10 protein-coding genes are annotated in these 11,581 nt (G+C 70.6%); 3 read left to right on the top strand and 7 right to left on the bottom strand.

What is annotated here, in order from left to right; genetic code table 11:
• Positions 1-446: 446 nt before the first annotated feature.
• From ACIRR9_RS16685 to iolC, 6 genes are all read right to left on the bottom strand, one after another.
• Positions 447-1,847: an APC family permease gene (locus ACIRR9_RS16685; RefSeq protein WP_403751827.1), complete on the bottom strand. Its 1,401-nt coding sequence runs from the start codon at positions 1,845-1,847 to the stop codon at positions 447-449.
• A 330-nt stretch (positions 1,848-2,177) separates the two neighbouring features.
• Positions 2,178-3,680 (bottom strand): CoA-acylating methylmalonate-semialdehyde dehydrogenase, encoded by a 1,503-nt coding sequence (gene mmsA / locus ACIRR9_RS16690; protein ID WP_403751829.1) that lies wholly within the window; start codon positions 3,678-3,680, stop codon positions 2,178-2,180.
• Positions 3,681-3,694: 14 nt separating this feature from the next.
• Positions 3,695-5,572: a 3D-(3,5/4)-trihydroxycyclohexane-1,2-dione acylhydrolase (decyclizing) gene (gene iolD / locus ACIRR9_RS16695; protein WP_403751831.1), complete on the bottom strand. Its 1,878-nt coding sequence runs from the start codon at positions 5,570-5,572 to the stop codon at positions 3,695-3,697.
• Complete coding sequence (iolB, locus tag ACIRR9_RS16700; protein ID WP_403751833.1) at positions 5,569-6,384, bottom strand: 5-deoxy-glucuronate isomerase; 816 nt, start codon at positions 6,382-6,384, stop codon at positions 5,569-5,571. The genes iolD and iolB overlap by 4 nt, the downstream gene beginning before the upstream one ends.
• A gap of 7 nt (positions 6,385-6,391) precedes the next feature.
• Positions 6,392-7,336, bottom strand: a complete 945-nt coding sequence (locus ACIRR9_RS16705) for a deoxyribose-phosphate aldolase (RefSeq protein WP_403751835.1) — start codon at positions 7,334-7,336, stop codon at positions 6,392-6,394.
• A complete protein-coding gene (gene iolC / locus ACIRR9_RS16710; protein ID WP_365350211.1) occupies positions 7,333-8,283 on the bottom strand; it encodes a 5-dehydro-2-deoxygluconokinase in 951 nt (316 codons plus the stop codon). The genes ACIRR9_RS16705 and iolC overlap by 4 nt, the downstream gene beginning before the upstream one ends.
• 329 nt (positions 8,284-8,612) lie before the next feature.
• On the opposite strand from iolC, the gene ACIRR9_RS16715 reads away from it, so the two are divergent.
• Positions 8,613-8,813 carry an AlpA family transcriptional regulator gene (locus tag ACIRR9_RS16715; protein WP_123976845.1) on the top strand — a complete coding sequence of 67 codons (201 nt, stop codon included), beginning with the start codon at positions 8,613-8,615 and terminating at the stop codon, positions 8,811-8,813.
• Between the two features lie 40 nt (positions 8,814-8,853).
• On the opposite strand, the gene ACIRR9_RS16720 is transcribed toward ACIRR9_RS16715, so the two are convergent.
• The gene (locus ACIRR9_RS16720; RefSeq protein ID WP_403751837.1) at positions 8,854-9,897 is read right to left on the bottom strand and encodes a zinc-dependent alcohol dehydrogenase family protein; all 1,044 of its coding nucleotides are present in this window, start codon (positions 9,895-9,897) and stop codon (positions 8,854-8,856) included.
• A 296-nt stretch (positions 9,898-10,193) separates the two neighbouring features.
• Here ACIRR9_RS16720 and ACIRR9_RS16725 point away from each other — a divergent pair, with 296 nt between their 5' ends.
• The gene (locus ACIRR9_RS16725; protein WP_403751839.1) at positions 10,194-11,141 is read left to right on the top strand and encodes a PrsW family intramembrane metalloprotease; all 948 of its coding nucleotides are present in this window, start codon (positions 10,194-10,196) and stop codon (positions 11,139-11,141) included.
• 82 nt (positions 11,142-11,223) lie between these two features.
• The gene (locus ACIRR9_RS16730) at positions 11,224-11,463 is read left to right on the top strand and encodes a heavy-metal-associated domain-containing protein (RefSeq protein WP_403752309.1); all 240 of its coding nucleotides are present in this window, start codon (positions 11,224-11,226) and stop codon (positions 11,461-11,463) included.
• The last annotated feature ends 118 nt before the right edge of the window (positions 11,464-11,581 follow it).

Consider the following 11,581-nt stretch of genomic DNA (forward strand, 5'->3'; position numbering starts at 1 on the left):
GGAGGGCTGGTGGGTCGTGGGGGGCGGCGCGGGCCGTCCCGGTACCGGCACGGGCGAGCACGACGCCGGCGGCCGGGGCGGCCAGACGCCGCCGCGGCCGCCCGAGCAACCCTCGCAGGCCGGGGGGTCGAAGATCCATGCTTCAACGGTACGGTGCGGGACTGACGTCCGATGCCGACGGAGGGGTGAACCCCGGACCATCCCTCGGGACTACGGGGGTGTCCGCACGTACTTCGAGCGCGGTACGACGAGCCGGCCCCCAGCCATATCCCGCCGCGGCGGCGGTCAGCCGCGCCGGCGGATCACGCCGGTGCCGAACCGGGCCGTGGGCACCTGCGGGCCGGTGGGGGCCGGTCGCGCAGTTCCCCGTGCCCCCGAGTCGGCCACCCTCCCGGCGCCCACAACGCACCGGCGCTCCACCCAGGGGCGCGTGGTTCCCCGGGCTTCTAGTGGGGTGCTACATCCTCCGGGATCGACACCACCCAGTGGGTGTCCTTGCGGGGGCGGAGGTAGAAGGCCCAGTAGAGGGTGGCCGCTGCCGTGATGCCGCCGGTCCAGAGGAGGTAGGTCGTCTCCTGCTGGGTGAGGATGTAGGCGAGGACCGCGATGAGGAGGACCGGCATCGCCGGCCAGAGCGGCATCCGCCACGCCGGGGTGTGCTTGTGGTGGCCTCGGCGGGAGAGGAGGGCCGCGACGGCGACGAGGAGGTACATGCCCGTCACCGAGACGCCCGTCACGCCGTAGAGGGTGTCGAGGTTGACGAAGCAGAGGAGGGCGCCGGGGACGCCGACGGCGAGCGTGGCGACCCAGGGGGAGCCGAAGCGGCCGAGGCGGGAGAGCGCGCTGTTGACCGGGGCCGGCCAGGCCTTGTCGCGGGCCGAGGCGAACAGGACGCGGGAGTTCTGGATGACCATGACGATGCCCGCGTTGATGATCGCGAGGGCCACGCAGAGGCTGACGAACGTGCCGACCGCGGAGTTGGACCACGCGGTGACCATGGAGCTGATGTCGCCGCCGGTGAGGGCCTTGATGTCGGTCGCGCCCATGGTGATCGCGGCGACCGGGACGAGGATGACCACCGTGGAGATCGCGAGGGTGGCGAGGACCGTACGGGCGACGTTGCGGCGCGGGTCCTCCAGTTCCTCGGAGAGGTAGACCGCGGTCGAGAAGCCCTGGGTGACGAAGAGGGCGATGGCCAGGCCGGAGACGACCATCATCGCGGTGACGGTGGTGGCGTGCCCGCCGGAGTCCGCGACCTGCATGGACGTGAGGCTGCCCACTCCGCGGTGGCTGTGGCTGAAGCCGAGCACCGCCACCACGCCCGCCGCGATGACCTCCAGGACCAGGAAGATGCCGGTGATCCAGGCGTTCGCGCGCAGGTCGAGAAGGCCGGCGAGGGTCGCGAGGAGCATCACACCGGCGCCGGTCATGGCCGGGTCGAGATGGACGATCGGGGCCAGGTAGTCGGCCGTGCCCATCGCGATCACCGGCGGCACGATCATGACGACCAGGAGGGAGAGGACGAAGACCAGCCAGCCGGCCAGGCGGCCCGCCATCGTGGACACCATCGCGTACTCGCCGCCCGCGCTCGGGATGAGCGTGCCGAGCTCGGAGTAGCAGAACGCCACGGCGATACAGAGGAGGGAGCCGATGGCGATCGTGAGGGCCGTGGCGGTGCCGAGGGAACCGAACAGATCGGGGACCACCACGAAGAGCGTGGAGGCCGGGGTGACGCAGGAGAGGGTCAGCAGGGTGCCGCCTACCACTCCGATGGAGCGCTTGAGCGTCTTGGGGCTGTCGGACGCCTCTGCAACGGCGGTGTCGACAGGGCGGAGCGTGTCGGTCATGCGGCGGTTCCGATCGGCTTGTGCGGATGCCTCCGGCGGTTGGGCTGCGCTGCATGGAACCCCGACGAAAACCGCTGCGTCAATGGCCGTTTACCTTCGGATTCCGTACTCGTAAAGCGACGGGTGTCACATCGCTTTCATAGGGCCGAACGCTTCAATGAGGCAATCATCAAGCCTGTTCCCAGCATGACCTTGCTTTCGAAGGTCATGAACGCAAAGAACTTAAGCCACCCGTTTCATCCCACGGAAACGAGAACCGAAGGTGCGGTGACAAAAAAAGTTGAGACCGTCCGAATATCGGACGGCCTCAACGGGGTGGAGCGATCGCACTCAGTGGTTGCGCGGGAAGCCCAGGTCGACGCCGGCCGGGGCCTCGGACGGGTCGGGCCAGCGGGTGGTGGTGACCTTGCCGCGGGTGTAGAAGTGCGTGCCGTCGTTGCCGTAGATGTGGTGGTCGCCGAAGAGGGAGTCCTTCCAGCCGCCGAAGCTGTGGTAGCCGACGGGGACCGGGATCGGGACGTTGATGCCGACCATGCCGGCCTCGATCTCCAGCTGGAAGCGGCGGGCGGCGCCGCCGTCCCGGGTGAAGATCGCGGTGCCGTTGCCGAACGGGGAGCTGTTGATGAGGGCGACGCCCTCCTCGTACGTGTCCACGCGGAGCACGCAGAGGACCGGGCCGAAGATCTCGTCCGTGTAGGCCTTCGCGGACGTGGGGACCTTGTCCAGGAGCGAGATGCCGATCCAGTGGCCGTCCTCGAAGCCCTCGACCGTGTAGCCGGTGCCGTCCAGGACGACCTCGCAGCCCTCGGCGGCGGCACCGGTGACGTACGACGCCACCTTGTCGCGGTGCACGGCCGTGATCAGCGGGCCCATCTCGGACGTCGGGTCGTTGCCGGGACCGATCTTGATCTTCTCGGCGCGCTCGCGGATCTTCTCCACCAGCACATCGCCGACCGAGCCGACCGCGACGACCGCGGAGATGGCCATGCAGCGCTCGCCGGCCGAACCGTAGGCCGCGCTCACGGCCGCGTCGGCCGCCGCGTCCAGGTCGGCGTCCGGCAGGACCAGCATGTGGTTCTTGGCGCCGCCGAGCGCCTGTACGCGCTTGTGGTTGGCGGCGGCGGTGGTGTGGATGTAGCGGGCGATCGGGGTCGAGCCGACGAAGGAGACCGCCTTGACGTCCGGGTGCTCCAGGAGCCGGTCGACGGCCACCTTGTCACCGTGCACGACGTTGAAGACGCCGTCGGGCAGCCCGGCCTCGGCCAGCAGCTCGGCGATCTTGATGGAGGCCGACGGGTCCTTCTCGGACGGCTTCAGCACGAACGTGTTGCCGCACGCGATGGCCATCGGGAACATCCACATCGGGACCATCGCCGGGAAGTTGAACGGCGTGATGCCCGCGACGACACCGAGCGGCTGGCGGATCGAGGAGACGTCCACCCGGGTCGCGACCTGCGTGGACAGCTCGCCCTTCAGCTGCACGCTGATACCGCAGGCCAGGTCGACGATCTCCAGGCCGCGGGCGACCTCGCCGAGCGCGTCGCTGTGCACCTTGCCGTGCTCGGCGGTGATCAGCTCGGCGATCGCGTCCCGGTTGGCGTCGAGCAGCGCGCGGAACCTGAAGAGGATCTCCGTGCGCTTGGCCAGGGAGGACTGGCCCCAGGTCACATAGGCGTCCTTGGCCGTCTGGACCGCGGCGTCGACCTCGTCGACCGAGGCGAACGCGACCTTGGTGGTGACCGCGCCGGTGGCCGGGTCGGTGACCGGCCCGAAGTTGCCCGACGTGCCTTCGACGGACTTGCCGCCGATCCAGTGGTTGACGATCTTCGTCATGACCGGTTACTCCTTCACAGATGGCGGCGTCGGGTCGAGACGTGCCGTTCGTAGAGCTCACGTGCCTTGACCGCGGCGGATCGGGTCGCGGTCGCGGCCACAGGTACATCCCACCAGGCCTGCGCCGGAGGCGGGCCCGACACTGTGTCTGCGGTTTCGGTCTCCACGTAGACACATGTGGGAGTGTCGGCGTCCCGTGCCTCGGCGAGCGCCGTGCGCAGGTCGCGGACGGTCTTCGCACGCAGGACGCGCATGCCCAGACTGGCCGCGTTGGCGGCCAGGTCGACGGGCAGCGGGGCACCCGTGAAGGTGCCGTCGTCCGAGGGGTAGCGGTAGGCGGTGCCGAACCGCTCGCCGCCGACGGACTCGGACAGGCCGCCGATGGAGGCGTAGCCGTGGTTCTGCACCAGCAGCACCTTGATGGCTATCCCCTCCTGTACGGCGGTGACTATCTCGGTGGGCATCATCAGATACGTGCCGTCGCCGACCAGCGCCCACACGTTCCGCTCGGGCGCGGCGAGTTTCACCCCGATGGCGGCGGGGATCTCGTAGCCCATGCACGAGTAGCCGTACTCCAGGTGGTACTGGTCGTAGGACCGCGCCCGCCACAGTCGGTGCAGGTCGCCGGGGAGGGAGCCGGCCGCGTTGATGATCACGTCGGACTCGTCGGCGAGGGCGTCCAGGACGCCGAGGACCTGGGGCTGGGTCGGCCGGACGTCCGGCTCGTCGGCCTCGTAGCAGGCGTCGACGCGCTGCTCCCAGCGCTCCTTGTCCTCGGTGTACTCGGTGACGTACGGGTCGGCGACCGTGTGGTCGTGCATCACCAGCGCCTCGGTCAGTTCGGCGAGGCCGCTGCGGGCGTCGGCGATCAGGGGCAGCCCGGCGAGCTTGTGGCCGTCGTAGGGCGCGATGTTGAGGTTGAGGAAGCGGACGTCCGGGTTCTCGAAGAGGGTGCCGGAGGCCGTGGTGAAGTCGGTGTACCTCGTCCCCACGCCTATCACCAGGTCGGCGGTGCGGGCGAGTTCGTCGGCGGTGGCGGTGCCGGTGTGGCCGACGCCGCCGACGTCCTGCGGGTGGTCCCAGCGCAGCGAGCCCTTGCCGGCCTGGGTGGAGGCGACGGGGATGCGGGTGGCCTCGGCGAACTCGGCGAGGACGGCCTCGGCGCGGCTGTGGTGGACCCCGCCGCCGGCGATGACCATGGGGCGGCGCGCGTCCCTGATCGCCCTTACGGCCGCGGTGAGTTCGACGGGATCGGCACCGGGCCGTCGTACGGTCCACACCCGGTCCGCGAAGAACTCCTCCGGCCAGTCGTACGCCTCGGCCTGGACGTCCTGCGGGAGCGCCAGGGTCACGGCGCCGGTCTCGACGGGGTCGGTGAGGACCCGCAGGGCGGCGAGCGCGGAGGGGATCAGCTGCTCGGGGCGGGTGATCCGGTCGAAGAACCTGGACACCGGGCGCAGGCAGTCGTTGACGGACACGTCGGCCGCGTACGGGACTTCGAGCTGCTGGAGGACCGGGTCGGCGGGGCGGGTGGCGAAGACGTCGCCGGGCAGGAGCAGGACCGGGAGGTGGTTGACGGTGGCGAGGGCGGCGCCGGTGACCAGGTTGGTGGCGCCGGGGCCGATGGAGGTGGTGACGGCGTGTGCGGAGAGACGGTTCGATTGACGCGCGTAGCCCACTGCCGCGTGCACCATGGACTGTTCGTTACGGCCCTGGTGGTACGGCATCTCGTCCCTGTGCTGGAGGAGTGCCTGGCCGAGCCCGGCCACGTTGCCGTGGCCGAAGATTCCCCAGGTGGCGGCGATGAGGCGGCGGCGCTCGCCGTCCCGCTCGCTGTACTGGACGGCGAGGAAGCGGACAAGCGCCTGCGCGACGGTCAACCGAATCGTCATCGGTAACCCTCCGTATGGTCCGGGTGGAAGCAGATCCGCCACTCCCGCGTCTCACCCGGCCCCGCCATGACGTTCAGGTAGTACATGTCGTGCCCGGGCTGCGCGATCGACGGGCCGTGCCATCCGTCGGGGACCAGCACGGCGTCGCCGGAGCGGACCTCGGCGAGGACGTCGGTACCGCCCTCACGGGAGGGGAATACGCGCTGATACCCGATACCGTTCGGTCCGTCGATCTCGAAGTAGTAGATCTCCTCCAGCTCCGACTCCTCGCCGGGCCGGTGCTCGTCGTGCTTGTGCGGCGGGTACGAGGACCAGTTCCCGCCGGGCGTGATCACCTCCACGGCGATCAGCTTGTCGCAGTCGAAGGCGGCGGCGGAGGCGAAGTTGCGCACCTGCCGGGCGCTGGTGCCGCTGCCGCGGTCTTCGACGGGGACCTCCGGCGCGGGGCCGTAGCGGGCGGGGAGTCGTCGCTCGCACTTCGCTCCTGCCAGGGCGAAGCGGCCTCCCGCGCCGGAGGCGATCTGGGCCTGGGCTTCCCGGGGCACGTACACGAAGTCCGAGACTCCGCTGAACACGCTCTCCCGGCCCAGGATCTGGAACTCTTGTCCCTCTGTTCGCACGGTACATCCGCCCTGCAGCGGAAGCACGATCCACTCACTGTCCCCGGTGGTGAACAAATGCGTACCGCCCGGGGGCAGTTCGACGATCCTCAGGCTGCTGTGCGCCCAACCGGCCCGCTTGGGGTCGATGTCGAGCGTGTACTGGGCGTTCGCGGTCGAACCCTTGCTCAGGTGCAGCTCGTTGATCGTCATCAGGGCCTCACAGAAGTCCTACGGCGGTGTCGACGGCGGCGGCCACGTCGCCGTCCGCCGGGTACAGCAGCGAGCGGCCGACCACCAGGCCGCGCACGGTGGGGAGTTGCAGGGCGCTGCGCCACTTCTCGTAGGCGCCGTCCTGATCGTCACCGACCTCACCGCCCAGCAGCACGGCGGGGAGCGTGGACGTCTCCATGACCTGGGCCATGTCGTCGGGGTTGTCCGTCACCGGCACCTTGAGCCAGGTGTAGGCCGAACTCCCGCCCAGGCCCGAGGCGATGGCGATGGACCTGGTGACCGCCTCCGGGGACAGGTCGTTCCTGACCTTGCCCTCGGGGGTGCGGCGGCTGATGAACGGCTCGACGAAGACGGGCAGTCGGCGCGCGGCCATGTCGTCGATGGCGCGGGCGGTGGACTCCAGGGTCGTCAAGGACCCCGGGTCGTCGTAGTCGATACGGAGCAGCAGCTTGCCGGCGTCGAACCCGAGGCGCTGTATGTCCTCGGCGCGGTGGCCGGTGAACCGGTCGTCGAGCTCGAAGGAGGCGCCCTGCAGACCGCCCCGGTTCATCGAGCCCATGACGACCTTGTTGTCGAGGACGCCGAGCAGGAGCAGGTCGTCGAGGATGTCGGCGGTGGCGAGGACACCGTCGACACCCGGCCGGGACAGCGCCAGGCACAGCCGCTCCAGCAGGTCGGCGCGGTTGGCCATGGCGAGCTTGTCGCCGCCCACGCCGAGGGCGCCGCGGGCCGGGTGGTCGGCGGCGACGATCATCAGCTTGCCGTCCTCGTTGAGGAGCGGACGGCGGGCGCGTCGGGTGGCCGCCTCGGCGATGGCCTCGGGGTGGTGGGTGCGGGTGCGGACGAGCGCCGGGATGTCCACGCTCGGCTGCTTGGCGGGGGCGCCGTCGCCGCCGTCGGAGTGCGCGCCCGCGACGCGGCCGGCCCTCACAGCACCGCTCCGGCGGCGAGCGCGGCGTCGATCTCTTCCGGGGTCGGCATCGCGGAGGAGCACTCCAGCCGCGAGGCGACGATGGCGCCGGCCGCGTTGGCGTGCCGCATGATCTTCTCCAGGTCCCAGCCTTCGAGGAGGCCGTGGCAGAGGGAGCCGCCGAAGGCGTCCCCGGCGCCGAGGCCGTTGAGAACGTTCACAGGCAGAGGCGGCACCTCGGCGGAGTCGCCGTTCCGGTTGACGGCGAGGACGCCCTTGGGGCCCTGCTTCACCACGGCGATCTCGACACCGGCGTCGAGCAGTGCCTGCGCGGCGGCCTGCGGCTCGCGCACACCGGTCGCGACCTCGACCTCGTCGAGGTTTCCGACGGCGACGGTGGTGTGCTTCAGCGCCTCCGCGTAGAACGGGCGGGCCGAGGCCGGGTCCTTCCAGAACATGGGGCGCCAGTCCAGGTCGAAGACCGTCGTACCCGACTTGGCGCGGTGGGCGAGGGCCGCGAGGGTCGCCGTCCGGCTGGGCTCCTCGCTCAGGCCGGTGCCGGTGATCCAGAAGATCCGGGTGTCGCGGATGGCGTCGAGGTCCAGTTCGTGGGCGTCGATCTCCAGGTCCGGGGCCTTGGGCTGCCGGTAGAAGTACAGCGGGAAGTCGTCCGGCGGGAAGATCTCGCAGAACGTGACGGGGGTGTTGAGGCCGGGGACGGAGGTGACCCAGCGGTCGTCGACGCCGAAGCCCTGGAGGGCCTCGTGCAGATAGGCACCGAAGGCGTCCTCTCCGGTGCGGGTGATGACGGCCGTGCTGTGGCCGAGCCGGGCGGCCGCGACGGCCACGTTCGTCGCGGACCCACCGAGGAACTTGCCGAAGGACGACACCTGGGCGAGCGGGACACCGGTCTGGAGTGGATAGAGGTCCACCCCGATCCGCCCCATGGTGATCAGGTCGTACGCCATCGGCTTCCCTTCGTCACGGCTCTCCCCCGGTTTGTAGCCCCGCAGCGGGAGTGCTGTCAATGGTTTGTCTGGACATTCGGACGAGAGGATGAGAGTCGTTCACATCGGTGGGCGGATGCGCAAGTGCCTCAGTCGTGTCACAAACACCTCCCTTGTGTCACACATGTCACACCTACGCGGGCTCTCGGTCACACCTGGTCCACAGCCCCTAGCGCACAGTCACTCTCCGTCGTTCACCGGGCACAGGCTTTGTGATCGCCAGCGCAGCGCCCGGCTCCCCCGCCGACCTCCCCGGTCGCCGCCGCGGTGCGCGCAGGGAGGTGCCTCTCATGACCGACCGAAGGCTCTGGTCCTACAAGGAGATCGCGGCACACATCCGGGTGCAGCCCGACACCGTCCGTTCGTACCGAAAACACGGTCTCCTCCCGCCCCCCGACCATGTCGAGCGCGGCAAGCCCTACTGGTACGCCGACACGGTCCGCGCCTGGGTCGCCTCCCGGCCGGGCAACAGAGGCCGCAGAGAGGCCTGAGCCGCCCGCCCCGCCCGCCGGGGGCGGGGCGGCGAACCCGTCAGGCCCACGGTTCGACGACCGTCACCCCCGCCCCCGGGGCCGTGCCCATCGCCGCCAGGGCCGCCGGGACCGCGTCCAGGGTGATCGTGGAGGTCACGAGGCGGTCGGGGCGCAGAGTGCCGGCGCGGACCAGTTCCAGCATGGCGGGGTAGGTGTGGGCGGCCATGCCGTGGCTGCCGAGGAGTCGGAGCTCCAGGGCGATGGCGCGGGCCATCGGCAGCGGGGTGTTGCCGTCCGGGGACGGGAGCAGACCCACCTGGACGTGACGGCCGCGGCGGCGCAGGGAGTTGACCGACGCGGCGGCGGTGGCCGGTGAGCCGAGGGCGTCCAGGGAGAGGTGGCTGCCGCCGCCGGTGAGGTCGCGGACCGCCGCCGCCGGGTCGTCGGTGTCCCTCGCGTCCACACCGTGGACCGCGCCGAACTTCCGTGCCAGGTCCAGGGCCTGGGGCGACACGTCGACCGCCACCACCCGCGCCCCCGCCGCGGCCGCGATCATCACCGCCGACAGGCCCACACCCCCGCAGCCGTACACCGACACCCACTCCCCCGCCGCGACCGTGCCCTGCTGCACCACCGCGCGGAAGGCGGTCGCGAAGCGGCAGCCCAGGGAGGCGGCGGTGCCGTATGACATGCCGTCAGGGATGGCCACCAGGTTCACGTCCGCGTGGTCCAGGGCCACGTACTGGGCGAAGGAGCCCCAGTGGGTGAAGCCGGGCTGGGTCTGGCGTTCGCAGACCTGCTGGTCGCCGGCCGCGCAGGACGGGCAGCTGCCGCAGGCGCAGACGAAGGGGACCGTGACCCGGTCGCCGGGACGCCGGCCGGTCACCCCGGCGCCGACGGACTCGACGACACCGGCGAGTTCATGACCGGGGACGTGCGGGAGGGTGATGTCCGGATCGTGGCCCATCCAGCCGTGCCAGTCGCTCCGGCAGAGCCCGGTGGCCTCTACACGGACCACCACGCCGTGAGGAGCGGGACGGGGATCGGGGACGTCCCGCACCTCGGCGGGCCTGGCGTAGTGCTCGAAGACGACGGCTCGCATACACATTCCCTTCGGACGACTCCGGGAAGGGTAGGCGCTGCGGCCAGGTCGGACACCGACGGTTGACGGTGGCTGTGGCTGGTCGCGCAGTTCGCCGCGCCCTTCACGGGGCTCGTTCGTACCCCCTCGACCGCCCCCGTCGGCCGGTGCCGGCGGGTGACGGGGGCGCACACCGAACCGTCACTCCCCCGAGCTCCCCGGACTGCGACATACGTCACGTATGCCTAATGTGCGAGTAAATCTCCATATTTCACATACAGTCATGCGCACCGCAGGAGCACCAGGGGGACCCCGCCGTGACCCACTCGTACCCCGGCCGGCCGCAGGCCCGTATCCCAGGCCCGCAGCAGCCGCCTCCGCCGTACCCCCGTATCCGCGCGGGCCTGTGGAAGCGCTGCCTCGGCGGCGGGCTCGCCCTGTGGGTGCTGACCGCGATGGTCACGTACGCGACGCGCAACACCACACTGCTGCCGACCCTGATCCTGCTCGGCAGCTTTCTCGTGCCGGTCGCCTTCGTGCTGTGGGCGTACGAGCGGCACGGCCGCGACCTGGGCGTCAGCGCGATCCTCGGCTGTTTCCTGACCGGCGGCACGCTCGGGGTGCTGGGCGCCTCGGTGATGGAGTTCTACCTCGTCCATCCGTCCTGGGGGATGTTCGTGTCCGTCGGCCTGATCGAGGAGGCGGTGAAGCTCGCCGCGCTGGTGTTCGTGCTGCACCGGCTGCCCGGGATCCGGGGCATACGGGCCGGTCTGGTGCTCGGCGCCGCCGTCGGCTTCGGCTTCGCGGCCCTGGAGAGCTCGGGGTACGCCTTCAACGCGGCGGTCTCCACCGAGGGCATCGATCTGCGGGCACTGATCGAGACGGAGATCCTGCGCGGGGTGCTGACCCCCTTCGGGCACGGTCTGTGGACGGCGATCGCGGGCGGCGTCCTGCTGTCGTACCGCCGCCCGAACGGGCGTTTCCGGTTCACCGCGCCGGCCTTCGCCACCTGTCTCGGCGTCACCCTGCTGCACGCTCTGTGGGACTCCACGCACGGCGTGGCGATCTGGCTGGTGGGGCAGCTGGCCGGCGGCGGACCGGAGCGGCAGCTGTTCGCCGAGGGGTACATCCCGCGCCCCACCGCCGAACAGGAACATCTCTTCACCCTGTTCTCGGTCGGTCTGCTGGTGCTCGTCTCGCTGCTCGGCATCGCCTGGGTGAATTCGCTGGCGCGCCGCGACCCCTCTTGGAGAAATACCCCCTAGGGGTATAGTGTGAAAACAGTGGAGCTCCCTCGTGAGCCCCACCGGCCCCATCGGCCCCACACGCCTCGACGAGGAGAACGACATGACCGCCCAGACCGACGCCCCGGGCTCCGTGACCGCCGTCTACAAGGTGACCGGCATGAGCTGCGGACACTGCGAGGGTTCCATCTCCGCCGAGCTCTCCGAGCTCCCGGGCGTCACGTCGGTCAAGGCCGTCGCGGCCACCGGCGAGGTCACGGTGGTCTCCGGGACCCCGCTCGACGAGGAGGCCGTGCGCACCGCCGTCGACGAGGCCGGCTACGAGCTCGTCGGCCGCGCCTGAGATCCACCGCACGAGCAACACCAGCAGTACGAGCAGTGCGTACGACTGACACGTATCTCTCCGCCGGGCCGCGCCGACCAGCTGATACTGGATCCGTGCGGCCCGGTCCGATGTCTGG

Origin of the sequence: Streptomyces sp. NPDC101234 (assembly GCF_044767525.1) — a bacterium.
Taxonomy (GTDB): domain Bacteria; phylum Actinomycetota; class Actinomycetes; order Streptomycetales; family Streptomycetaceae; genus Streptomyces; species Streptomyces sasae.